We start from the raw sequence: 21,677 nt of genomic DNA, 5'->3' as shown, positions 1-21,677 counted from the left end.
ACCACCAAAGTGTTTTGATAATACAGTTGTGATTGCTGCTGTTAAAGTTGTTTTACCATGGTCAACGTGGCCGATTGTACCCACGTTAACGTGCGGTTTTGTACGTTCAAATTTTTCTTTAGACATTTTCTAAAAGCCTCTTAAACAAAAACGGTTACAATGGAACAAAAGAACCCATTAACCATAATGTAGAAATTAATACTAATTGAAACTTATAGGAAAGAGTGAAGTTAGAAGAAGTGGTGCTGATAGGCGGATTTGAACCGCCGACCTCACCCTTACCAAGGGTGCGCTCTACCAACTGAGCTATATCAGCGTTTGGAGCGGGCAGCGGGAATCGAACCCGCATCATTAGCTTGGAAGGCTAAGGTAATAGCCATTATACGATGCCCGCTGTTCTAAATTCGTCTGTCCTGCACGATTCAAAAATCAGAAATGGTGGAGGGAGAAGGATTCGAACCTTCGAAGGCTGAGCCAACAGATTTACAGTCTGCCCCCTTTGGCCGCTCGGGAACCCCTCCACGATATTTGAATACTCATTTACATTTAAGCAATAATGGTGCCGACTACCGGAATCGAACTGGTGACCTACTGATTACAAGTCAGTTGCTCTACCTACTGAGCTAAGTCGGCATTGCTGTGTCGTAAGCAAGTGATGTGCATTATAGGGAAATTTTGACGCTGTGCAAGTGTTTTTTAAAAAAATATTAAAAAAATCACTCTTTCGACTTTTAAATATACAAAATGACTATTTTTTGTAAAAGATATATGGTTCTACGCCAATAAATAGGGCAAAAATAGTTCATCTATTGTATAGTTACCACCTTATTTCAGGTATAAAATACATTTATCCTCACCAAAAAAATTGAGATTTTGGCTATGAGCCTTGAAAAAAACACAAAAATTACTCCTTTTCTCACTTTTGATCGTCAACAATGGGCAGATTTACGCAAATCTGTGCCATTAAAGCTAACCGAGCAAGATTTAAAACCCCTATTAGGCTTTAATGAAGATCTTTCTTTAGAAGAAGTGCGTACAATTTACCTCCCACTTGCTCGTTTAATTCAATACTATATAGAAGAGAATTTAAAACGTCAGACCGTTTTACACCGTTTTCTTGGCATTGAAACACCGAAAGTGCCTTATATTATTAGCATTGCTGGCAGTGTTTCGGTGGGTAAAAGCACTTCTGCTCGTATTTTGCAAGCTCTACTCTCACATTACCCGAAAGAGAGAAAAGTTGATTTAATTACCACCGATGGTTTTTTATATCCACTTGCAATATTAACTGAAAAGAACTTGCTGAAGAAAAAAGGCTTTCCTGAATCTTATGATATTCATAGCCTTATTCGGTTTGTGTCTGATATTAAATCAGGTGAGCGGAATGTGAAAGCACCTATCTATTCCCATTTAACTTATGACATTATTCCCGATCAATTTAATGTGGTGGATCAACCTGATATTGTCATTTTAGAAGGCTTGAACGTGTTACAAAGTGGAATGAACTACCCTTCTAGCCCACATAATGTGTTCGTATCAGATTTTGTCGATTTTTCAATTTATGTTGACGCTGAAGAAGAACTTTTAAAGAAATGGTACATCAACCGTTTCTTAAAATTCCGCCGTAGTGCTTTTGCTGATCCAAACTCTTATTTCCATCACTATTCAAGATTATCGGAGCAAGAAGCGATTGAAACAGCCTCAACCATCTGGGAAGAGATTAATGGGTTAAATTTACGCCAAAATATTTTACCAAGCCGTGAGCGAGCCAATCTCATTTTGATAAAAGGGCAAGAACACGCCATTGAAACCGTAAAATTACGCAAATAATTTCACTTTTTTGACCGCTTGTAACGCCCAAAATCCGTTGAACACAACCCAACGGATTTTTTATTTAAATCAATGCTTATTCGGCTATTTTTTGGTAAGCTAGCAACTTTAAGAGTGATTGATATTAGGCATACACCATGAACAAAAAATTTCTACTTCCTTTAATTCTGTTTTTAGCGTTATCTGTGGCATTTTTGGTTCAACTTGCACGCAACTCGCAAGGCGATGATCCGAAAAAATTGGAATCTGCCCTCATCGGCAAAACTATCCCTAATTTCAGCTTAGAATCTCTGCTTGATGAGAAAGAACAAGTTAATCAAGATGTGGTAAAAACGGGCAAACCTCGTTTATTAAATGTGTGGGCAACTTGGTGTCCAACTTGTTATGCTGAACACGAATATCTGACCATTTTAGCGAAGCAAGGCGTGGAGATTGTGGGCATTGATTATAAGGACGAACGCCCGAAAGCCTTAAAATTCTTGGCTAACTATGGCAATCCATATAAAGCCATTATCTTTGACCCTAAAGGCTCGCTTGGTCTAGATTTAGGTGTTTATGGAGCTCCTGAAACCTTTATTATTGATGGTAATGGAGTCATCAAATACCGCCACGCAGGTGATGTAGACGACCAAGTATGGAATAACGTTCTGAAACCGATTTATGACAAATTAAAAGAGTGATGAAAACAATGAAAAAGTTTAGCTTATTCTTTATTTTTGCAAGTTCTGTGGCAATGTCTGCCCCTGTTGAGCTTCACGAATTTGATAGCCCAAAACAAGAGGCTGATTATCGAGCCTTAATCCAAGAACTACGTTGCCCGCAATGTCAAAATAACAATATTGCAGACTCCAACGCCACCATTGCAACTGATATGCGGGCAAAAACTTTTGAATTACTGAAAGAAGGAAAAAGCAAAGATGAAGTGGTTGATTATATGATTGAACGCTATGGTAATTTCGTTACCTACGATCCGCCACTTACGCCTGCGACTATTATGCTTTGGGTTCTGCCGTTAATTTTAATTGCATTGGGGCTTGGCATTGTGTTACGTCGCAAAAAAGCGAAACCGCAAGCGGTCAATTCTTCACAAAATTTTGCAAAACCAGCTCAACAATTAAATCAAGATGAGCAAGAGCGTCTTAACCAAATTTTAAATAAGGACAGCAAATGAGTTTCTGGATAGCCATTATTTTTATTACGTTAATTGTTTGTGCCATTGCGTTTTATCCTTTATTGAAACGAAATAAACAAATTGATGCCAGTAAACGAGATAGCTTAAATAAAGCTTTCTATTTTGATCGTTTAAAAGAAGTTGAAAGCGAAGCCAATAAAGGGATCATTGACGATCCTGAACAAACAAAGTTAGAGCTGCAACAAAATTTATTAGACGACATTCCTGAAAATGCCGAGAACGTGCAAGGCGAAAAATTAAAGCTCGGCAAGGCGTGGTTTGTTTCACTGATTTTATTTGTAGGCGGTATTAGTTTTGCGGTTTACAGCAATGTAGGCTCTTGGTTCTCTACTTCAATGTTAGACACTACTCATCAGAAGTTAGACGGTTTTTATGAGCGTTTAAAAACGCAAACAACAAATCCACTTTCAACCGAAGAGATGAACCAATTTGCAATGGCATTACGCGTGGATTTACAAAAAAATCCAAACGATGACCAAAAATGGTATATGCTCGGACAAATCGGTATGGCGTTAGATGATGGTCAATTAGCTCACGATGCCTTTAGCAAAGCTGCGGAATTAAAACCTGATAACATCGAATATAAACTCAGCCACGCTCAACTCCTACTTTTCTCTAATGCGGAAGAAGATAAAAATCAGGGAGAGGCTCTATTAAAAGAGATTATCCGCAAAGACCATACAAACTTTAATGCCCTGAGTTTGCTTGCCTTCCACTCGTTTGAAAAAGAAGATTTCAAAATGGCAGCGATGACGTGGGGAATGATGTTAAAACTGTTGCCAGATGACGACCCTCGTAAAGTAACGATTGAACGTAGCTTCAATATGGCATTATCGAATTTAAGTGAAAAAGATAAACAAGAACTACAATTGCAAAAAAGTGAGAAAAAATGACCGCTTGTAAATCGCCCAGTAAAGAAAAATTGAAAATCGGCTTGGTATCTGTATCCGACCGAGCCTCGCAAGGGGTTTATCAAGATCAAGGTATCCCTGAATTGGAAGCTTGGTTAAACGCTGCATTGTGCGATGATTTTGAGCTAGAAAGCCGCCTAATTGCAGATGAGCAACCGCTCATTGAGCAAACCTTGATTGATTTGGTGGATAATCACGCTTGCCATTTGGTTTTAACCACAGGCGGCACAGGTCCAGCAAAACGTGATGTTACCCCTGATGCTACGCTTGCGGTTGCTCACCGAGAAATGCCAGGCTTTGGCGAACAGATGCGACAAGTGAGCCTTCACTTCGTGCCAACTGCCATTCTCTCTCGCCAAGTTGGGGTTATCCGCAATGAGAGCTTAATTCTCAACTTACCCGGACAACCAAAAGCGATTAAAGAAACCCTTGAAGGGGTAAAAGATGAAAATGGCAAAGTGTTAGTAAAAGGCATTTTTAGTGCCGTGCCTTATTGCTTACAACTTTTAAGTGAAATTTATGTCGAGACCAATCCACAAGTGTGCGAAAGTTTCCGCCCGAAATCAGCTCGCAGAGAAAAATAGGAATAGCAATGAAAAAAATTGAAGCGATCATCAAACCATTCAAACTAGATGACGTGCGTGAAGCCCTAACAGACGTGGGCATTAGCGGTATGAGCATTACTGAAATCAAAGGGTTTGGCAGACAAAAAGGGCATACTGAGCTTTATCGAGGTGCGGAATATGCCATTGATTTTCTACCAAAAGTGAAAGTGGAAATTGTGATCCCTGACGAGCTGGAAGAACGGTGCATTGAGGCGATTATGGAAACCGCCCAAACTGGCAAAATTGGCGATGGCAAAATTTTTGTCTATGATGTCGGCAGAGTTATCCGTATTCGTACAGGCGAAGAAAACGAAGAAGCGATCTAATTTGCAAAAAATCTTGTAAAATGAACCGCTTGTCTGGGCGTATAATATACATCTGAATAATCAAATGGGCGTACAATGTACGCCCCTAAATTTGGAAAATGAAATGAAAACAGGATTAACATTCCTTTGGATTAGTGTCGTTACCATTATTATTGACCTCTGGTCAAAATATATCGTGGTACAAAATTTTGACTTTGGCGAAAGTATTAATATTCTGCCGATTTTTAACTTAACTTACGCACGCAATTACGGTGCAGCGTTTAGTTTTCTTGCCGATCATTCTGGTTGGCAAAAATATTTCTTCTTAGGGCTAGCAGTAGTAATTTCCCTCGCCTTAATTGTGGCATTATGGAAAAATCAAGCGGTCAAAAAATTAGAAAATTCTGCATACGCTCTCATTATTGGCGGAGCGATTGGTAATGCGATTGACCGTGCATATCACGGCTATGTTGTCGATTTTCTCCATTTTTATTGGGATATTTACCATTATCCTGTCTTTAACGTGGCGGATATTGCCATCTGTGTGGGTGCAGGCTTACTGATTTTAGAAGCCTTTATAACGAAAAAAGAAAAACCAAGTAAGAGTGATTAAATGAAAGTTTTATTAGCAAACCCTCGTGGGTTCTGTGCTGGCGTAGATAGAGCCATTTCGATTGTGGAACTCGCATTAGAAATTCACGGTGCACCGATTTATGTTCGCCACGAAGTCGTTCACAACAAATTTGTAGTTGATGGTTTAAAAGCGAAAGGAGCAATCTTCGTGGAAGAATTAGACGAAGTGCCTGATGATGCGATTGTGATTTTCTCCGCTCACGGCGTGTCGCAAGCAGTTCGCCAAGAAGCGAAAAGTCGTGGTTTAAAAGTGTTTGATGCTACTTGTCCGCTCGTAACCAAAGTGCATATGCAGGTTGCTCGTGCCAGCAAAAAAGGCACAAAAGCCATTTTAATCGGACACGAAGGACACCCTGAAGTCATCGGCACAATGGGGCAATATAGCAACGAAGAAGGCGGTATTTATTTGGTGGAATCGGTAGAAGATATTACCAATCTGCCTGTATCTAACAGTGATGAACTCACTTTTATGACGCAAACCACGCTATCCATTGATGATACTATCGGCGTGATTGATGCGTTGAAAGAGAAATACCCTGCAATTCAAGGGCCTCGTAAAAACGATATTTGCTACGCTACTACCAACCGCCAACACGCTGTGCGTGAATTAGCGGAACAATCGCAGTTAGTGCTTGTGGTCGGCTCTAAAAACTCCTCTAACTCAAACCGTTTAGCTGAACTGGCTTCTCGAATGGGGGTGATGTCAAAACTGATTGATGGCCCGCAAGATATTGATCCAGCTTGGCTAGAAGGCGTTCAAACCATCGGTATTACCGCAGGTGCGTCTGCCCCTGAAGTATTAGTACAATCGGTTATTTCACACTTAAAAACATTGGGTGTTACGGAAGTGGAAACCCTTGAAGGCAATGAAGAAGATGTGGTGTTTGAAGTACCAAAAGAACTCCGCATTAAAGAGGTAAAATAATGGCAGAAATTAACCGCTTTAAACTTGAATGGGAATGCCGTCGAGGTATGCGTGAGTTAGACAAAATGATTATGCCATTTTACAAAAATCATTTTGATGAACTTACCGAAAACCAACAACAAGCCTTTGTAGAAATGCTAGGCTACACCGACCCTGAACTCTTCCGCTGGGTAATGTTACAAGTGCCAGCCCCAACGCCCGAGATCGCAGCGTTAATTGAGTTAATGCGAGATAAGATTGAGCGTTAATTCCCTACCGCTTGTAAAATACAAGCGGTTCTTTTTTATAAACATTATGTAAACCCAATTTGCAAAAAATTCGCTAAATTTCACCGCTTGTTGGCATTAAACCTTGATTTATTCGCTATTTTTGTTTAATGTATGCCGATTTTCTTTTCCCTAATTTCACACAATGAGGCATATTATGGCAGATAGTTTTAGCGTTACACGCCGTTTTTTCGATGATAAAAATTACCCTCGTGGCTTTTCTCGCCACGGTGATTACACCATTCGTGAATCACAAACTTTAGAGCAGTTCGGTCAAGCGTGCTTGGCTTTAGAAACGGGCGAACGTAAACCTAAAACCGCAGAAGAAAAACGCTTGGTTGCTGTAATGAAAGGCGAAGAAACCGCACAAAGCGATATCGAAAAAGCGTGGTTAAAATACCGTACGCTTACCAGCAAAACTAAACGCATTTATACCCTTTCAGGTAATGCGGGCAGCGATTCCGGCGATGATTTCAGTGCGGCTGAATAAGTTTAAATTTATGCGATAAAACCACGAAGCGATTCGTGGTTTGTTTTTTCATTTTCTGTTTGTGGTAAAAAATGACACTCCCGATTGAACAATATTCCGATCTTCTTGCAAAAAAAACCGAAAATTTGACCGCTTTACTCAAGCCTTTTAATACTCCTGAGCTAGAAGTGTTTGCCTCTAAGCCAAGCCATTTCCGTATGCGTGCGGAATTTCGGGTTTGGCACGAAGACGGCTCGCTTTACCACATTATGTTCAACCCAGAAACCAAAGAACGTTATCGTGTCGATAGTTTCCCGATTGCAAGTGAACTGATTAACCGAATGATGCAAGCGTTGCTGGTAGACATTCAAGGCAATGGAATCCTAACTCGTAAGCTGTTCCAAGTGGATTATTTAAGTACGTTAAGCGGTGAAATTGCGGTATCAATGCTTTATCACAAAACACTTGATGATAAATGGATTGAACAAGCTCAAGCTCTAAAAAATCGTTTAACACAACAAGGCTTTAATGTGCAGATTATCGGGCGAGCGAATAAGCAAAAAATCGCCTTAGACTGTGATTATGTGGAAGAAGTATTGCCGATTGATGGTAAAAAATATGTTTATCGCCAAGTGGAAAACAGCTTTACTCAGCCAAATGCGGAAATGAACATTAAAATGTTGGAATGGGCGAGAAACTGCACTAAAAATAGCAAAGGCGATTTACTTGAGCTTTACTGCGGCAACGGTAATTTCTCTATTGCCTTAGCAGAGAATTTCCGCAAGGTGCTGGCAACAGAAATTTCAAAATCTTCCGTACAATCAGCACAATATAATATTGAGAAAAACGGAGTGGATAATTTACAGATTATCCGAATGTCCGCCGAAGAATTTACCCAAGCGATGAATGGCGTGCGTGAATTTTATCGCTTAAAAGGGATTGACTTAAAAGCCTATGATTGCAACACTATTTTTGTCGATCCACCACGAGCAGGGTTAGATCAAGCCACGCTAGATATGGTGCAGGCTTATGAGCGAATTCTCTATATTTCTTGTAATCCGGAAACACTTGCCGAGAACTTACAGCAATTAAGCCAAACCCATCGAATTGAAAGAGCGGCTCTTTTTGACCAATTTCCTTACACCCACCATATTGAAAGCGGCGTTTGGTTAATTAGAAAATAAATTGTGCTGAAAAAAAGAACGAATAGGCGGATTTTAAGATTTATTACTTGACGATAATTGGATAAATCTCTATTATTGCAACGTTTTCAACGGAGGAATGGCAGAGCGGTTGAATGCACCGGTCTTGAAAACCGGCGAGGGTTAACGCCCTCCGTGAGTTCGAATCTCACTTCCTCCGCCATCAAATTTAAGTCTGTTGATGTTTATCAGCAGATTTTCTCATTTAAGAAAACATAATCTAAATCAAATTCAACCTGGAGGAATGGCAGAGCGGTTGAATGCACCGGTCTTGAAAACCGGCGAGGGTTAACGCCCTCCGTGAGTTCGAATCTCACTTCCTCCGCCATATTTAACCTGCTGAGCAATCAGTAGGTTTTTTTATTTCTATTTGCCGCTTGCTATCGCAGAAATAGTTTGAAATCCCCTCCTGCTTCCTTTAGTATAATTGCGATTTATTCTCAAAAACTAAATTTTACGATGAAATTACTTTATATTATCTGCGGCTTTATTTGCATTGGTTTAGGCATTATCGGAGCGGTGTTGCCCGGCTTGCCGACTACGCCATTTTTACTGCTAGCCTTATTCTGTTTTACCAAAGGCTCAGAAAAAATGCGTTTGTGGTTTATTCAAACCAAGCTGTATAAAAAATATTTGCAGGAATATGATGAGAAACGGGCAATGACGATGAAGCAAAAAATCACGATTTTAGCTATTGCCTTTCCGTTTACGCTGCTTGCCCTTTTAACTCTACCACATATTGGCGGGAAAATTGCTGTAGCCGTTTTAGTCGTTATTCAATATTGGTATTTCTTCTTTAAAATCAAAACCCTTGAGCCAAAACAGGCTTAATCTTCATTTTTCCGCCTTGCTCTTGGGTGGGTGGAATCATAAATTTTTGCAAGATGTTGGAAATCTAAGTGCGTATAAATTTGAGTGGTGGACAGGCTACTATGCCCTAACAATTCCTGAACCGCCCGTAAATCGCCACTTGCTTCCAGCATATGAGTTGCAAAAGAGTGGCGTAATTTATGTGGGTGCAGATGGTTTTCCAGCCCTTGTCGCTCACCCCATTTCTTCATTGCCAACTGAATGGAACGATGAGATAACCGCCCGCCCCGCTTATTCAGAAACACCGCATTATCCTGCGGATTAAATTGCAAACGCATTTCCAACCAGCGATTTAATGCTTTCAACGCTTGCGAGCCAATCGGCACAATCCGCTCTTTACTGCCCTTACCTTGCACTCGCACTTCTTGAGCTGACAAATCCATATCGCCCAAATTCAGTCCATGCAGTTCCGATAAACGCAAGCCAGAGCTATACATCAGCTCCATCATTGCAATATCTCGAATATCGCTTGGATCATCGCTTTCAATCGCCAGCAACTGCCCTACCTGCTCCGCATCAATATTCTTCGGTAAATGTTTACCCACTTTTGGTGATTTTACCCCTAAAGTCGGGTTTGCGGTCATTCTCCCCACTTTAATCAAATAGACAAACCATTGACGCAATGCCACCAGCCGCAAGCCGATACTTTTCGCACTCAGCCCTTGCTTATGGCTTTGGCTTAACATCCAACGCACAGAGCTACTTTCTACCTCCTCCCAATGCTCAATGCCTGCTTGCGAAAAAAGCTCGCTCACCGCCATTAATTGACGTTGATAATTGCTCAAGGTGTGTGGGCTAACTTGCTTTTCAATGCGTAAGAAATCCCAATAGGGCTGGGTTTGTTGGAAAAGGGGGTTAGAGATGATCATAAACGTAGTAACAAGCGGTTAATTTTTAGGAAAATTTTGTAAGGGCAAAAAATTTGTCCTTCAAATTTAAGCTAACCCAAGCTGCCCAATACGCACGCCAACATTACCAAGTGCGACAGGGCTTAAATATTCGCCGAGAAATTCAAACAACTCATTCACATCAGTAAAACTGCGGTGGGTTTTCACTTCTTGCTCAACTTTACGCGTAAATTCATAATGCACATTTTCGCCGTTAATAAAGGCTTCAAGCGTTAAATATACGGTTTCAAAATAGTGGCTTGGCGAGCCTTCAAAGCCCGGATCGCTCACTCGAACATTCCAATGATTGCTAAATAAAACTTCGGTTTTTACTGACATTGTGTTTTCCTCTTTTATAAACGCCACTATTTTAATCAAGATAGTCTAAATTTTCTAGCTTCCCAACTATTAAGGCAAATATTTATTCGATACTTCAAATAACCAATCCGCTAAATCATCAGGAATCGGTGTAATCTCTCTGGGCGAAAGCAAGCCAATCACAGAATCTACCTCACTCTCACACTCTTGAAATTCCATCACTTTCCCACTTTCCGCATTTCTGACAAGCAGCTCAACATGGGTAAAGCCTGTAGTGGATTGTGTTTCTTCAAACAGATGCCAATTTCCGTTATGCGGCACCATTAACTGCTGACCGTTGGCATAAGAGTGCAGATAAGTGGTCGATAAATCCTGTTGATACTCCACTTCGCCCTGGCGCATAAAGTTCAAGGTTGAACCAGACAGCACTAAATTCAACTGCTGATTTTTATTGGTTTTGCACTCAAACAGCGTGATGAGCGTTTCATTAGCGGAAGCAACCGCACTTAGTCCCATCAAACAAAGGGAAAGAAAATAGCCTTTCATTGTAAATTTTCCTCGAAAAAAGACCGCTTGTAAGTATTAGTTATTAGGATAACCCTTTTTAAAATCATCTAACACCACTTTGGCATTGGCTTTATCTTGCTGAAAAATGGCTTCTGCTTCCGCCGCCGTTTTGCCAATTTTCTTCAGCCAAGCCTCCGCTTTATCGAACAATTTATGTTCTTGATACACTTTCCAGAGCAAAATTTGTTCAGATTGATTATATTGGATTGGATCAGCATCATTATATTGAGCCATTTTCATCAGCAAATTCATCATTTTCGGGTTTGATGCTGCTAATGAGAGATCTTGGCTTAACACATAGAAAAAATAAATGAGTGAACCTGCGTGCCCTCTTTCAGCAAGCGGAAACCAAATTTCTGCAGCTTGTTTCAGATCATTTTGCTGTAAGGCTTTTGCCCCATGAGCAAAGCCCTCTTCGATGGGGTCGAAAGCGATAGCTGGATTAGCCAAAAATAAGATTAACGAGAGGAAACATTTTTTCATTCCAATTCCTTTGTAAATTTTCTTCGGAAAAAGACCGCTTGCAAGCGGTCTTCTTTCATTAAAATTTTGCAATTACTGCAAAAGCGAGATATCTGCTACTTGCAGGAATAAGCCTTGTAGCGTGCTTAAAATCGCTAAACGGTTTTGACGCAGTTTTTGGTCTTCGGCATTCACCATCACGCCATCAAAGAACGCATCAACTGGCTGGCGGAGGTTCGCTAATTTGTCGAGAACCGCCGTGTAGTCGCCCTGTGCGATTAACGGCTGAACGTCGGCTTTCAGTGCGATAACTGCTTCGGCTAACACTTTTTCCGCAGGCTCTACGCAAGCGGTTAAATCGATCTCGCCGATGGCAATATCCGCTTTCGCCAGAATGTTGCTTACACGCTTGTTCGCTGCCGCTAAGGCTTCGGCACTCTCAAGCGTGCGGAAGTGCGACACCGCACGCACACGGGCATCGAAATCTGCAGGCTTGGTAGGACGGCGAGCCAATACCGATTGAATCACATCCACCGCAATGCCTTCGCTTTCATACCACGCACGGAAGCGGCCGAGCATAAAGTCCACCACGTCTTCAACCACATTTTTATTAGTAAGTTTATCGCCAAACAAAGCCGCTGATTTTTCTACTAAATCAGTTAAATCCAGCGGTAAGTTTTTCTCCACAATAATTCGCAGAGAACCTAACGCCGCACGGCGAAGGGCGAACGGGTCGGCACTGCCTTTTGGAGCTTGACCGATACCGAAAATCCCTGTCAGCGTGTCGAATTTATCCGCCAATGCCACAGAGCAAGCCACTAAGCTGTTCGGCAAGTTATCGCCGGCAAAACGAGGCATATACTGCTCGTTCAGTGCCACTGCTACTTCTTCATCTTCGCCATCCGCTCGTGCATAGTGCATTCCCATTACGCCTTGCGTGTCAGTAAATTCAAACACCATATTGGTCATCAAGTCGCATTTAGAAAGCAAGCCCGCCCGTTTCGCTTTGGTTTGATCTGCCCCGATTTGAGCGGCAATTTCGCCTGCTAACGCTTCAATACGAGCAGTTTTATCACGCAATGTACCAAGCTGTTGTTGGAACAACACAGTTTCAAGGCGTGGCAATTGGTCTTCCAGTTTCTGTTTTAAGTCGGTTTTGAAGAAGAACTCCGCATCGGTCAAACGTGGGCGAACAACTTTTTCATTACCCTCGATGATTTTGCTTGGATCGTCTGGGTTGATGTTCGACACAAAAATAAAGTGCGGTAACAATTTGCCGTCTTCATCGTAAATCGGGAAGTATTTTTGGTCGCCTTTCATTGTATAAACCAAGGCTTCTGCCGGCACGGCAAGGAAACGCTCTTCAAACTTGGCGGTGAGTACGTTCGGGTATTCCACCAGCGAGGTTACTTCGTCCAGCAAATCTTCTTCAATATCGGCAATGCCGCCCAAAGCAGTCGCTTTTTCCTGAGATTTTGCAAGGATCAACGATTTTCGTTCGTTGAAATCCGCCACCACCGATCCACGATCTTTTAATAGTTGCGGATATTGATCTGCATTGTCGATTTGGAACTCTCGTTCGCCTAAGAAACGGTGACCACGAATGGTGCGTCCGCTTTTCACGCCTAAAATTTCGCCTTCAATCAGATCTGCACCGAATAAAAGGGTGACAGTATGCACAGGGCGGACGAATTGCTCGCTCTTATCGCCCCAACGCATAGTTTTCGGAATTGGCAAGTTCGCCAGTGATTTTGCGATAATATCGACCAGCAAGTTTTTAGTCGGCTGACCTTCAATCACCGCACGATGCACCAGCCATTCACCTTTGTCGGTGGCAATACGCTCAGCTTGCTCTACGGTAATCCCGCAGCCCTTCGCCCAGCCTTCCGCTGCCTTAGTCGGCTTGCCTTCGGCATCAAACGCCGCCGACACCGCCGGCCCACGCTTCTCAACCGCTTTACTCGGCTGGCTTTCCGCAAGGCTCAACACCTTCACCGCCAAACGGCGAGGGGCAGCAAACCATTCCACTTTCTCAAAAGCCAAACCCGCTTGGTTCAACTCTTGCTCTACATTCTCCGCAAACGCGGTCGCTAATTTTTTGAGCGCCTTCGGTGGCAGCTCTTCTGTGCCGATCTCGGCAAGGAAGTTTTGTGTTGTCATTTTGTTTTCTCTAATTACCAAAATCTAAATATAAAATATCTTTTGTAGCCAATCTTTGTCATACTCTGAGTGTAGAGAGTATGGTCCATGAATGGAAGATACACAACCGCCTAGCTCTACTCTTCTTTCTTCAAAATGAATAGTAGGTAATTCAATATCGTTAAATTGTGGATCATTTACTACTTCACTAGACACAGCTATCCAATTTATATAAATTCTATGTTCTTCGAAGCAAACATCTTTGACTACACCTATGGCTAGAATTCGCATTTCTGCCGAGCCTTGACCACATAATCGCTTAACAGCAATTCGATCATTTTTCTCTATATCTTTAAAAGAAGATAATTGACGAGCTATTGAATTTCCACCTTTAAATGACTCTGTTGGAAAATCATCTTCAGCTATATCCCAACAATACCAATAGCCTCTTTTTAAGAAAATATCTAAAGCTTCTTCTGAACCACCCCACTTGGCACCAACTAACCAATAATTCATTCTATATGCTCCTAACTTATATTGAAGTATAAATCTCTCACTTCGTTTTCACTTCTGCCAAATCTCCCCTAACCCCTCTTTGCTAAAGAGGGAACTAGATTGCCGTAAATTTTTAGCTCATCTGTCTTCATTATCTTTCTTCATCAAGATCGTAAAGAGCCAGATTAGCTAGAATTATTCACTGAATGATCACCCCTCTTTAGCAAAGAGGGGAGGGGGAGATTTGGCAGACTATATTCACGGAGAAAACACCCTATTCCCTCACCGCCTGAATATGCAACCAAATCGCTTCTATCACACTTTCAATCTCGGTCATCACTTGGTAATTATCAAATCGAAGAACGCTTAAACCAAGTGAAGCCAATTCTGTATCTCGGATTTTATCATTTGCTTGATGTTCAGGCTCATAATGTTGCCCACCGTCTAACTCAACCACTAATTTTGCTTTCGGGCAGTAGAAATCGACAATATAGCTTAACAACGGTTTCTGCCGATAAAAACGAACGCCCAGTTGATCGCCCCGAATACGATACCAAAGCCGCTTCTCCGCCTCAGTTTGTGCCGTTCGCAATTTCTGCGAATTCGGTTTTAGCGATTTGATATAAGGTTTCATGCAACATTTCCGTTGATTTTAACCGCTTGTTATTTTACCAAAAACCGCTCTTTCGCCCTTTCCACCGCCAAATGTAACCGCTGTTCTAATACCGCTTTACTCGGCAACACCGTCATATATTCCGCAATATGAATATCGGCATTTTTCAAATCCAACAATTCCACTTGCTCCTGCTTTTTGCTGGTGCAGAGAATAATTCCAAGCGGTGGGTTTTCATCCGCTTCTTGCTCGTGTTTCGCCAGCCACGCCAAATAGAGTTCCATTTGGCTTTTGTGGGAATGTTTGAAGCTTTCGGTTTTCAGTTCAATCGCAATCAGGCGTTTGAGTTTACGATTGTAAAACAGCAGATCGATATAGAAATCATCATTATCAATCTGAATCCGTTTTTGGCGGGCGACAAAGGTAAAACCCGCCCCAAGTTCCAGTAAAAACTGTTCGATCTCTCGTAAAATCGCATCTTCGAGATCTCACTCCATATAACGATCGTTAAGGTCGAGAAAATCCAAAATATACGGATCTTTCAACACCATTGACTGATTATATTCGCCTTTGTCACGTAGCAAACTCAATTCAGCGATAATAGTTTCATTGGGCTTGTTGGGAATTGCCGTACGTTCAAACAACAATGAGCCAATGCGATCTTCTAATGTCCTTGTACTCCAACGCTCCTGTGCAGCCATTGTTGCATAGAACTCTCGCTTTGTTGGATCATCAATATGAATAATCTGCTTAAAATGTGTCCAGCTTAATTGTGCACGCAGTGCGTGCACAATTTCCAAATTAGGGAAAGTTGCAGCAAATTGCATCGTATAATTTAAATGGCGTTTACTCCAACCTTTACCAAATTGCTCCGTCAGCAGACTTTGAGCAAGATTTTTCACCACTTCTTGCCCATATTCCGCACGTTCACCCTGCAAAATATAGTCATTGATCCGTTTTCCGATATGCCAATAAAGCAAGGTTAATTCTGCATTAACCGCAACGGTCATTCGTTGCTTACTCGATTGAATGAGTTGTGAAATTTCATTCACAAATTTAGCCGAATTCTCTGCTATTACTGTCTTCATTATTGGCTTCTTTGCAAAATTTCCGCTAAATTCAACCGCTTGTTAGCCGAAAATGCCCTCTAATTCAGCCAAATCCAGCACGACTTTTTCGCCTTCGATCAGCAATGCCGGAATGCCGATATAGCCGTTGGTTTTGGCGTGGTCAAAGGCAGAATGGCGGTCACGCAGGCGGAGAAAAGGTTTGAAATTTGCACCGCTTTTTGTGATGTCGCACGATTCATATTCAATGCCCAAGCGGTCTAGTTTTGCCACAAATGGGGCGGTATCCGGACACCAATCGGCGAAGTATAAAATTGGTTTCATTGTCATTATCCATATCCGTAGGGCGAAAAATTTTTCGCCCCTACATTTCATTAAGCAATTTTATTTTTTACACCCCGGGAATCCCAATGCTTCACGGCTTGCATAGTACGCTTCGGCAACGCCTTTAGTTAAGGCGCGAATGCGTAGAATGTAGCGTTGGCGTTCAGTTACCGAGATCGCTTTACGAGCATCTAATAAGTTAAAGCTGTGTGCCGCTTTTAAAATGCGTTCGTAAGCCGGCAGTGGTAACGGTCTTTCTAGGCCTAACAGGTATTGGGCTTCTTTTTCGTACTGCTCGAAGCATTGGAACAGGAAGTCCACATCGGCGTATTCAAAGTTGTAGGTGGATTGCTCCACTTCGTTTTGGTGGAACACGTCGCCGTAGGTGGTTTTGCCGAGTTCGCCATCAGACCAAACAAGGTCATACACGCTGTCCACGCCTTGAATGTACATCGCCAAACGCTCTAAGCCGTAGGTAATTTCGCCCGTTACCGGTTTACATTCCAAGCCACCAACTTGCTGGAAGTAGGTAAATTGGGTCACTTCCATTCCGTTCAGCCACACTTCCCAGCCCAAGCCCCACGCCCCGAGGGTTGGGTTTTCCCAGTTGTCTTCCACAAAACGAATGTCGTTTTGGGTTGGGTCGAAACCGAGCATTTTCAGGCTGTCAAGATAGAGTTCTTGAATGTTATCCGGTGATGGCTTAATTACTACTTGGAATTGGTAGTAGTGCTGTAAACGGTTCGGGTTTTCGCCGTAGCGGCCGTCTGTCGGGCGGCGTGATGGTTGCACATAGGCAAACGCCATCGGCTCAGGGCCTAACGCACGCAAGCAGGTCATCGGGTGTGATGTGCCTGCACCCACTTCTAAATCGAACGGTTGTACGATGGTGCAACCTTTGCTTGCCCAGTAATCTTGCAGGGCTAAAATCATTCCTTGAAAGGTTTTTACGTTAAATTTTTCGCTCATTACTATTTACTCTTTAATTTGAAAAAATGGTAGAAAAATACTGGCTATTATAGCCTGTAAGCGGTCATTTTTTGGGATTTTTTTGCAAAAATTTTATAAAGGCGATTTTATGATGTAAATCAACACTTTTTTGCTCAATTTGTGTAAGATATAACCTAGTTTTCTTGTCTGATTAAGTGTGGGGTTTATGATGAAATTATTATCGAAAATCGCTCTCTGTCTATTGGGATTGCTCACGCCAATACTCTCTTTTTCTAATCCAACAAATTACACCACTGAAATTATTCCTCTATTTGCCGATGAAAATTTAACGCAGAAAATCGGTCAGCTAGAAGCGGGGGCTAAAATTAAATTAGTGCAAACAACGGCAAAAGCCTCTGAAATTGAGTTGAATTTATGGCGAAAAACCAAAGGCTTTGGGCGAATTTGGTATCACGATTTTGCCAAAAATATTACCGATGCTATCTTTGAAAAAGACTTCATTAGCAATAATCCGCCATTAGAAATCTTGGCGGATAAAGAAGATCCGAACACAGGTTTAATTTGGCAAAAGGTAAAAATGAATGTGTGGGTAGAAAATTCAGAATTTACCCAAGATTTAACCGATTTTTGGGCAAACGCACAAAATACTTATAAAACTGAGTGTAGCGTTTGCCACAAACAGCGTGATACCAAAATGCACGATGCAAACGAATGGATTGCCGTATTCAACGGTATGGTTGGCTTTACTGATATGGACGAAGCCACACAAAAACAAGTGCTTCGCTATCTTCAAATGAATGCATCTGATGCCAACCCTGCAAAATAGAGAAGAAAGATTATGCTACATTCTCGCCGCCAGTTTTTAAAAAATATGTCGATTATGGCAGGTGCATTTGCAATGCCGAATTTTCTTGTTCCTCGTGAAGCAAAAGCCAATAGTACGCCAACAAGTGAGTGGAAAATCACAGGTTGCCAATGAGGTGCGGTGCGTGCCAAAGTGGAAAATGGACGTGTAACCGAAATCAAGCCTTTTGAGCACGATAAACACCCTTCTGAATTGATTAACGGCATTAAAGATCTGCTTTATAGCGAAGCTCGTGTGCGTTATCTAATGGTGCGTGTAGATTGGCTTAAAAACCGCCAAAACAGTAATCGTACACAGCGTGGCGATAACCGCTTTGTGCGTGTGAGCTGGAAGGAGGCATTAGATCTATTCTATGAAGAACTGGAACGCATTCAAAAAGATTATGGGCCTTGGGCGTTGCATACGGCAAATGTGGGTTGGCGTTCTTCTGGGCAGTTCCACAGTTGCGGAAATCATATGATTCGAGCCATTGCAATGCACGGTTACAGCGTTGGTTCGGTGGGCGATTACTCCACCGGTGCAGGGCAAACAATTCTGCCTTATGTGCTAGGGAGCACAGAGGTTTACTCGCAAGGCGGCACATCGTGGGAGATTATCTTAAAAGAGACGGAAAATCTAATTTTCTGGGCGAGCGACCCTGTGAAAAATTTACAAGTAGGTTGGAACTGCGAAACCCACGAAGCCTACGCTTATTTAGAGCAGTTAAAACAAAAAGTAGCAGAGAAAAAAATCAATGTGGTTTCCATTGACCCTGTTAAAAGTAAAACCCAAAATTTCTTAGGTTGCGAGCAGCTTTATGTTAATCCACAGGCTGATATGCCATTTATGCTGGCAATCGCTCACACATTATATAAAGAGAACTTATACGATAAAGTCTTTCTTGATGTTTACACCTTAGGCTTTGAAAAATTTGTGCCTTATTTATTGGGCGAGACGGAAGATAAAATCGAAAAAACGCCTGAATGGGCTGCCCCAATTTGTGGTATTTCGGCGGATAAAATCCGTGAATTTGCCTGTATGTTGGCAGGAAAACGCACACAACTGATTTTCGGCTGGGCAATTCAACGCCAACAACACGGCGAGCAGCCTTATTGGATGGGAGCAGTACTAGCAGCAATGTTAGGGCAAATCGGCTTGGCAGGGGGTGGAATTAGTTATGCTCATCACTATAGCTCGATTGGTGTTTCCAGCTCTGGAGCGGCAACGCCCGGCTCTTTCCCCTCTAACTTAGATGAAAATCAAAAACCAAAATATGACAATAAAGACTACAACAGCTACAGCGAGGTTATTCCTGTTGATCGTGCCACAGATTCTTTATTACACGCAGGCGAAACCATTGATTACAACGGCAAGAAAATTGTTTACGCCCCTTACAAAATGGCAATTTTCACAGGCTGCAATCAATGGAGCAGACAATCAGATCTCAACAAAATGAAAAAGGCGTTCCAACAGCTTGAAACTGTGGTTACCCTCAACTACAGCTGGACGGCAACTTGCCGCTTTGCTGATATTGTGCTTCCAGCTTGTACGCCATTTGAACGAAATGATATTGACACCTACGGCTCATATAGCAATCGAGGCATTATTGCGATGCAAAAATTAGTTGAGCCAATGTATGAATCTCGCTCTGATTTTGAAATTTTCAAAGATTTTTGAAATTTTCAAAGATTTATGTAGCCGTTATGGCGAAGGAAAGGCAAAAGAATATTGCCAAAATCTTGATGAAAAAGGCTGGCTCAACCGTTTATATACCGAATGCCGCCGAGCCAATCGAGGCAAATTTGAAATGCCAAAAACCTTCGATGAATTTTGGCAAGCAGGCTTTGTGCTATTCCCTGAAGGCAAGGCTTGGGTTCACCACGCTGACTTCCGAGAAGATCCAGAACTGCACGCCTTAGGCACGCCATCGGGCTTTATCGAAATTTACAGCACCAAAATTGCCAAATACGGCTACGATGACTGCAAAGGACACCCAATGTGGTTTGAAAAAGCGGAACGCTCACACGGCGGGCCGAAATCGGAGCAATATCCTTTCTGGCTACAATCTTGCCCCCCTAACAAGCGCTTGCATTCACAGCTTTGTGAATCAAAAGGTTTGCGTGAAACTTACAGCGTACAAGGCAGAGAGCCGTTTTATATGAACCCGCAAGATGCTGAAAAATTGAGTATTAAAGATGGGGATTTAGTGCGAGTCTTTAACGAACGAGGGCAAGTATTAGTAGGAGCGGTGCTATCAGACAACTTCCCAACTGGCGTGGTTCGCCTAGAAGAAGGGGCTTGGTATTCGCCTATTGATGAAACCATCGGAGCATTAGACACCTACGGTAGCCCAAATACGCTCACGCTGGATATTGGCTCGTCTAAACTCTCACAAGCCACCTGTGTAAGCACCTGCTTAGTGAATGTGGAAAAATGGCAAGGCGAAGCCCCTGCCCCGAACGGTTTTAACGGAGCGGTTGAGGTAGAGCGTTTATGATGCCATTAGCAAAAGAAGAAAAATTGCTACTGCTGCAATGGCTGCGTAATCTGCTTGCCCGAGAACTCTCAAACGAGCAATTAAAAACCCTACAAGCGGTCGAATTTCAACAATTTTTTGCATTTTTAGCTGAACTGGGTTTTACCTCTCACAGCAAAGCCTTAGCGGAGGAAATCCAAAAACTCAGCTTATTTGAAAATCCACGCTTAGAGTTATCCGCCGACTTTGCTCAATGCTTTTTACTGGAAGGCAGATCCTCTGCTCTGCCCTATGCTTCTGCTTATTTAGTTGATCCCGCCCTCACTGACAATTTAGCGAAAATGGATCACTATTTAGATCGTTTCAAACTCCAGCTTAATCGAGAAACCAACGAACCAAGCGATCATCTTGTAGTGTATTTGGAAGTGTTAATCCAACTTATTGAGCAAAATAAGCACGAAGAAGCCAACGATTTCATCAAAAATCAACTGCTGACTTGGCTGCCTCAGCTCGCAGAAAAAGCAGAAAAGACGACTATCACAACAAGGTTTTACCCTATTTTGGTTCGTCTTTTATTAGCGGTTTTAAGATAACAAAATTCCCTCAAAGTTTACCTCTGAGGGAATTTTTATTACTGAACTTGATCGAAGTAATCAAACAAACGCCCTGAGTTTTCTTTGGTGCGTTTTTCGATTTTTTCCACTTCTTTTTGTGCCGCTTCACGATTTACAGGCTTACCTACTTGAATAATACCGCTCATATTCATTGTGCGGTGCGGCGGGCAATAGTAAACATAAACACCTTCGTGAGTTAGCGTAAGGGTAAATTTTTCATCTTCTTTAGAGAGAAATTTTTCTGCTCCTTCTGGAATTGCACGGCTTTCCACCCAATGCCCCTTGTCGGTTGGGATAAAGGTTATTGTATCGCCAACTTCCGCTTTTAAATAACCCGGCTCAAACACCATACCGCCTTCAGCGTTATTATCGAGCATTTTAATTTCGTGATGAGCAGCAAAAGTTGAAACCGAAAACACCGCAAGCGATAAAACCGCCAACCGCCCAAACTTAGTTTGCTTAACCATATCTTTCTCCTATGTTTTCAAACGAGCCTGTCTAGCACTTTAATCCAGCCTAACAGGATTTGCAAATTTTTGTGAAAAAGTAACCGCTTGTATGTATGAGGATATGTTTAAAAAATGCAAGGGGCTGTAGTAGATTAGCCCTAAATCTCACACCATTTTCGCAACGTTTTGAGCTGTTCTTTTGGTGTACCAAAGTTAAACCGAAATTCACATTCCTTCAAGAATAAAGGGAAATTTTTTCGGTT

27 protein-coding genes, 6 tRNA genes and 2 pseudogenes are annotated in these 21,677 nt (G+C 42.1%); 17 read left to right on the top strand and 18 right to left on the bottom strand.

Annotated elements, in window-relative coordinates; translation table 11 throughout:
- The 5 genes from ACERCF_RS10935 to ACERCF_RS10915 all read right to left on the bottom strand — a co-directional run.
- The coding region (locus ACERCF_RS10935; protein WP_239991795.1) for a GTP-binding protein at positions 1 to 126 on the bottom strand (126 nt) is incomplete at its 3' end.
- A gap of 114 nt (positions 127 to 240) precedes the next feature.
- A tRNA-Thr gene (locus ACERCF_RS10930) sits at positions 241 to 316 on the bottom strand.
- A 3-nt stretch (positions 317 to 319) separates the two neighbouring features.
- Positions 320 to 394 (bottom strand) — tRNA-Gly (locus ACERCF_RS10925).
- 42 nt (positions 395 to 436) lie between these two features.
- Positions 437 to 521 (bottom strand) — tRNA-Tyr (locus ACERCF_RS10920).
- A 36-nt stretch (positions 522 to 557) separates the two neighbouring features.
- Positions 558 to 633: transfer RNA gene (locus ACERCF_RS10915), tRNA-Thr, on the bottom strand.
- Positions 634 to 879: 246 nt separating this feature from the next.
- On the opposite strand from ACERCF_RS10915, the gene coaA reads away from it, so the two are divergent.
- The 14 genes from coaA (at position 880) to ACERCF_RS10845 (ending at position 9,169) form a co-directional block, all read left to right on the top strand.
- Entirely contained in the window at positions 880 to 1,830 is a 951-nt protein-coding gene (coaA, locus tag ACERCF_RS10910; protein ID WP_373612107.1) for a type I pantothenate kinase, read from the top strand.
- 137 nt (positions 1,831 to 1,967) lie between these two features.
- Positions 1,968 to 2,510, top strand: coding sequence for a DsbE family thiol:disulfide interchange protein (locus ACERCF_RS10905; protein WP_373625585.1), 543 nt, complete (start codon positions 1,968 to 1,970; stop codon positions 2,508 to 2,510).
- 8 nt (positions 2,511 to 2,518) lie between these two features.
- The gene (locus tag ACERCF_RS10900; RefSeq protein WP_373612112.1) at positions 2,519 to 3,001 is read left to right on the top strand and encodes a cytochrome c-type biogenesis protein; all 483 of its coding nucleotides are present in this window, start codon (positions 2,519 to 2,521) and stop codon (positions 2,999 to 3,001) included.
- Positions 2,998 to 3,915: a c-type cytochrome biogenesis protein CcmI gene (gene ccmI / locus ACERCF_RS10895; RefSeq protein ID WP_373625584.1), complete on the top strand. Its 918-nt coding sequence runs from the start codon at positions 2,998 to 3,000 to the stop codon at positions 3,913 to 3,915. Before ACERCF_RS10900 ends, ccmI begins: the two co-directional genes overlap by 4 nt.
- A complete protein-coding gene (gene mog / locus ACERCF_RS10890) occupies positions 3,912 to 4,517 on the top strand; it encodes a molybdopterin adenylyltransferase (RefSeq protein ID WP_373625582.1) in 606 nt (201 codons plus the stop codon). The genes ccmI and mog overlap by 4 nt, the downstream gene beginning before the upstream one ends.
- Before the next feature lie 8 nt (positions 4,518 to 4,525).
- A complete protein-coding gene (glnB, locus tag ACERCF_RS10885) occupies positions 4,526 to 4,864 on the top strand; it encodes a nitrogen regulatory protein P-II (protein WP_373625581.1) in 339 nt (112 codons plus the stop codon).
- 103 nt (positions 4,865 to 4,967) lie between these two features.
- Positions 4,968 to 5,456, top strand: coding sequence for a signal peptidase II (gene lspA / locus ACERCF_RS10880; protein WP_373612103.1), 489 nt, complete (start codon positions 4,968 to 4,970; stop codon positions 5,454 to 5,456).
- Positions 5,457 to 6,401, top strand: coding sequence for a 4-hydroxy-3-methylbut-2-enyl diphosphate reductase (gene ispH / locus ACERCF_RS10875; protein WP_373612101.1), 945 nt, complete (start codon positions 5,457 to 5,459; stop codon positions 6,399 to 6,401). It begins immediately after the preceding gene.
- Positions 6,401 to 6,649 carry an FAD assembly factor SdhE gene (locus ACERCF_RS10870; protein WP_373612100.1) on the top strand — a complete coding sequence of 83 codons (249 nt, stop codon included), beginning with the start codon at positions 6,401 to 6,403 and terminating at the stop codon, positions 6,647 to 6,649. The genes ispH and ACERCF_RS10870 overlap by 1 nt, the downstream gene beginning before the upstream one ends.
- Positions 6,650 to 6,824: 175 nt before the next feature.
- Positions 6,825 to 7,157, top strand: a complete 333-nt coding sequence (locus ACERCF_RS10865) for a MaoP family protein (RefSeq protein ID WP_373612098.1) — start codon at positions 6,825 to 6,827, stop codon at positions 7,155 to 7,157.
- Between the two features lie 71 nt (positions 7,158 to 7,228).
- Positions 7,229 to 8,320: a tRNA (uridine(54)-C5)-methyltransferase TrmA gene (gene trmA / locus ACERCF_RS10860; RefSeq protein WP_373612097.1), complete on the top strand. Its 1,092-nt coding sequence runs from the start codon at positions 7,229 to 7,231 to the stop codon at positions 8,318 to 8,320.
- 91 nt (positions 8,321 to 8,411) lie between these two features.
- Positions 8,412 to 8,501, top strand: a tRNA-Ser gene (locus tag ACERCF_RS10855).
- Between the two features lie 75 nt (positions 8,502 to 8,576).
- Positions 8,577 to 8,666, top strand: a tRNA-Ser gene (locus tag ACERCF_RS10850).
- Positions 8,667 to 8,797: 131 nt separating this feature from the next.
- Complete coding sequence (locus ACERCF_RS10845; protein WP_373612096.1) at positions 8,798 to 9,169, top strand: YbaN family protein; 372 nt, start codon at positions 8,798 to 8,800, stop codon at positions 9,167 to 9,169.
- Here ACERCF_RS10845 and xerC read toward each other — a convergent pair.
- The 11 genes from xerC to glyQ form a co-directional block, all read right to left on the bottom strand.
- On the bottom strand, positions 9,166 to 10,077 hold the full coding sequence (gene xerC / locus ACERCF_RS10840; protein ID WP_373612094.1) for a tyrosine recombinase XerC: 912 nt from the start codon (positions 10,075 to 10,077) through the stop codon (positions 9,166 to 9,168). The two genes, ACERCF_RS10845 and xerC, sit on opposite strands and share 4 nt — an antisense overlap.
- A 66-nt stretch (positions 10,078 to 10,143) precedes the next feature.
- Positions 10,144 to 10,434: a DUF5377 family protein gene (locus tag ACERCF_RS10835; protein WP_006249979.1), complete on the bottom strand. Its 291-nt coding sequence runs from the start codon at positions 10,432 to 10,434 to the stop codon at positions 10,144 to 10,146.
- Between the two features lie 69 nt (positions 10,435 to 10,503).
- The gene (locus ACERCF_RS10830; protein WP_373625579.1) at positions 10,504 to 10,959 is read right to left on the bottom strand and encodes a hypothetical protein; all 456 of its coding nucleotides are present in this window, start codon (positions 10,957 to 10,959) and stop codon (positions 10,504 to 10,506) included.
- 36 nt (positions 10,960 to 10,995) lie between these two features.
- Positions 10,996 to 11,463 carry a hypothetical protein gene (locus tag ACERCF_RS10825; RefSeq protein ID WP_373625578.1) on the bottom strand — a complete coding sequence of 156 codons (468 nt, stop codon included), beginning with the start codon at positions 11,461 to 11,463 and terminating at the stop codon, positions 10,996 to 10,998.
- Between the two features lie 72 nt (positions 11,464 to 11,535).
- Complete coding sequence (gene glyS / locus ACERCF_RS10820; RefSeq protein WP_373625577.1) at positions 11,536 to 13,602, bottom strand: glycine--tRNA ligase subunit beta; 2,067 nt, start codon at positions 13,600 to 13,602, stop codon at positions 11,536 to 11,538.
- A gap of 24 nt (positions 13,603 to 13,626) precedes the next feature.
- The gene (locus ACERCF_RS10815; protein WP_373625576.1) at positions 13,627 to 14,097 is read right to left on the bottom strand and encodes a glycyl-tRNA synthetase subunit alpha; all 471 of its coding nucleotides are present in this window, start codon (positions 14,095 to 14,097) and stop codon (positions 13,627 to 13,629) included.
- A 253-nt stretch (positions 14,098 to 14,350) separates the two neighbouring features.
- The gene (locus ACERCF_RS10810) at positions 14,351 to 14,710 is read right to left on the bottom strand and encodes an endonuclease domain-containing protein (RefSeq protein WP_373625575.1); all 360 of its coding nucleotides are present in this window, start codon (positions 14,708 to 14,710) and stop codon (positions 14,351 to 14,353) included.
- A 29-nt stretch (positions 14,711 to 14,739) separates the two neighbouring features.
- Positions 14,740 to 15,135: a PDDEXK nuclease domain-containing protein gene (locus tag ACERCF_RS12550; protein ID WP_472853096.1), complete on the bottom strand. Its 396-nt coding sequence runs from the start codon at positions 15,133 to 15,135 to the stop codon at positions 14,740 to 14,742.
- A 42-nt stretch (positions 15,136 to 15,177) separates the two neighbouring features.
- Positions 15,178 to 15,777, bottom strand: coding sequence for a DUF1016 N-terminal domain-containing protein (locus ACERCF_RS12545; RefSeq protein WP_472853095.1), 600 nt, complete (start codon positions 15,775 to 15,777; stop codon positions 15,178 to 15,180).
- A gap of 42 nt (positions 15,778 to 15,819) precedes the next feature.
- Positions 15,820 to 16,080, bottom strand: coding sequence for a hypothetical protein (locus tag ACERCF_RS10800; protein ID WP_373625574.1), 261 nt, complete (start codon positions 16,078 to 16,080; stop codon positions 15,820 to 15,822).
- A gap of 60 nt (positions 16,081 to 16,140) precedes the next feature.
- Positions 16,141 to 17,049, bottom strand: a complete 909-nt coding sequence (gene glyQ / locus ACERCF_RS10795; protein ID WP_373625573.1) for a glycine--tRNA ligase subunit alpha — start codon at positions 17,047 to 17,049, stop codon at positions 16,141 to 16,143.
- A gap of 190 nt (positions 17,050 to 17,239) precedes the next feature.
- Here glyQ and ACERCF_RS10790 point away from each other — a divergent pair, with 190 nt between their 5' ends.
- The 3 genes and pseudogenes from ACERCF_RS10790 to torD all read left to right on the top strand — a co-directional run bounded on the left by ACERCF_RS10790 (position 17,240) and on the right by torD (position 20,944).
- The gene (locus ACERCF_RS10790) at positions 17,240 to 17,857 is read left to right on the top strand and encodes a pentahemic C cytochrome (RefSeq protein WP_373625572.1); all 618 of its coding nucleotides are present in this window, start codon (positions 17,240 to 17,242) and stop codon (positions 17,855 to 17,857) included.
- A gap of 12 nt (positions 17,858 to 17,869) precedes the next feature.
- A pseudogene (gene torA / locus ACERCF_RS10785) lies at positions 17,870 to 20,372 on the top strand (trimethylamine-N-oxide reductase TorA).
- Positions 20,369 to 20,944 carry a molecular chaperone TorD gene (gene torD / locus ACERCF_RS10780; protein ID WP_373625571.1) on the top strand — a complete coding sequence of 192 codons (576 nt, stop codon included), beginning with the start codon at positions 20,369 to 20,371 and terminating at the stop codon, positions 20,942 to 20,944. Before torA ends, torD begins: the two are co-directional and overlap by 4 nt.
- Before the next feature lie 38 nt (positions 20,945 to 20,982).
- Here the strand turns inward: torD and ACERCF_RS10775 are convergent, their stop codons facing one another.
- The gene (locus tag ACERCF_RS10775) at positions 20,983 to 21,432 is read right to left on the bottom strand and encodes a pseudoazurin (protein ID WP_373625570.1); all 450 of its coding nucleotides are present in this window, start codon (positions 21,430 to 21,432) and stop codon (positions 20,983 to 20,985) included.
- A gap of 140 nt (positions 21,433 to 21,572) precedes the next feature.
- A pseudogene (locus ACERCF_RS10770) lies at positions 21,573 to 21,677 on the bottom strand (IS1595 family transposase); the annotation flags it as partial.

It is taken from the genome of Mannheimia kashgarensis, from assembly GCF_041807705.1.
Lineage (GTDB): Bacteria > Pseudomonadota > Gammaproteobacteria > Enterobacterales > Pasteurellaceae > Mannheimia.
The sequence above is the reverse complement of the archived record's forward strand: the minus strand, read 5'-3'. Positions and strand labels throughout refer to the sequence as shown.

Coding starts and splice junctions, on each gene's coding strand:
- coaA (WP_373612107.1), top strand. CDS start 880: ATGAGCCTTGAAAAAAACACAAAAATTACTCCTTTTCTCACTTTTGAT.
- ACERCF_RS10905 (WP_373625585.1), top strand. CDS start 1,968: ATGAACAAAAAATTTCTACTTCCTTTAATTCTGTTTTTAGCGTTATCT.
- ACERCF_RS10900 (WP_373612112.1), top strand. CDS start 2,519: ATGAAAAAGTTTAGCTTATTCTTTATTTTTGCAAGTTCTGTGGCAATG.
- ccmI (WP_373625584.1), top strand. CDS start 2,998: ATGAGTTTCTGGATAGCCATTATTTTTATTACGTTAATTGTTTGTGCC.
- mog (WP_373625582.1), top strand. CDS start 3,912: ATGACCGCTTGTAAATCGCCCAGTAAAGAAAAATTGAAAATCGGCTTG.
- glnB (WP_373625581.1), top strand. CDS start 4,526: ATGAAAAAAATTGAAGCGATCATCAAACCATTCAAACTAGATGACGTG.
- lspA (WP_373612103.1), top strand. CDS start 4,968: ATGAAAACAGGATTAACATTCCTTTGGATTAGTGTCGTTACCATTATT.
- ispH (WP_373612101.1), top strand. CDS start 5,457: ATGAAAGTTTTATTAGCAAACCCTCGTGGGTTCTGTGCTGGCGTAGAT.
- ACERCF_RS10870 (WP_373612100.1), top strand. CDS start 6,401: ATGGCAGAAATTAACCGCTTTAAACTTGAATGGGAATGCCGTCGAGGT.
- ACERCF_RS10865 (WP_373612098.1), top strand. CDS start 6,825: ATGGCAGATAGTTTTAGCGTTACACGCCGTTTTTTCGATGATAAAAAT.
- trmA (WP_373612097.1), top strand. CDS start 7,229: ATGACACTCCCGATTGAACAATATTCCGATCTTCTTGCAAAAAAAACC.
- ACERCF_RS10845 (WP_373612096.1), top strand. CDS start 8,798: ATGAAATTACTTTATATTATCTGCGGCTTTATTTGCATTGGTTTAGGC.
- xerC (WP_373612094.1), bottom strand. CDS start 10,077: ATGATCATCTCTAACCCCCTTTTCCAACAAACCCAGCCCTATTGGGAT.
- ACERCF_RS10835 (WP_006249979.1), bottom strand. CDS start 10,434: ATGTCAGTAAAAACCGAAGTTTTATTTAGCAATCATTGGAATGTTCGA.
- ACERCF_RS10830 (WP_373625579.1), bottom strand. CDS start 10,959: ATGAAAGGCTATTTTCTTTCCCTTTGTTTGATGGGACTAAGTGCGGTT.
- ACERCF_RS10825 (WP_373625578.1), bottom strand. CDS start 11,463: ATGAAAAAATGTTTCCTCTCGTTAATCTTATTTTTGGCTAATCCAGCT.
- glyS (WP_373625577.1), bottom strand. CDS start 13,602: ATGACAACACAAAACTTCCTTGCCGAGATCGGCACAGAAGAGCTGCCA.
- ACERCF_RS10815 (WP_373625576.1), bottom strand. CDS start 14,097: ATGAATTATTGGTTAGTTGGTGCCAAGTGGGGTGGTTCAGAAGAAGCT.
- ACERCF_RS10810 (WP_373625575.1), bottom strand. CDS start 14,710: ATGAAACCTTATATCAAATCGCTAAAACCGAATTCGCAGAAATTGCGA.
- ACERCF_RS12545 (WP_472853095.1), bottom strand. CDS start 15,777: ATGAAGACAGTAATAGCAGAGAATTCGGCTAAATTTGTGAATGAAATT.
- ACERCF_RS10800 (WP_373625574.1), bottom strand. CDS start 16,080: ATGAAACCAATTTTATACTTCGCCGATTGGTGTCCGGATACCGCCCCA.
- glyQ (WP_373625573.1), bottom strand. CDS start 17,049: ATGAGCGAAAAATTTAACGTAAAAACCTTTCAAGGAATGATTTTAGCC.
- ACERCF_RS10790 (WP_373625572.1), top strand. CDS start 17,240: ATGAAATTATTATCGAAAATCGCTCTCTGTCTATTGGGATTGCTCACG.
- torD (WP_373625571.1), top strand. CDS start 20,369: ATGATGCCATTAGCAAAAGAAGAAAAATTGCTACTGCTGCAATGGCTG.
- ACERCF_RS10775 (WP_373625570.1), bottom strand. CDS start 21,432: ATGGTTAAGCAAACTAAGTTTGGGCGGTTGGCGGTTTTATCGCTTGCG.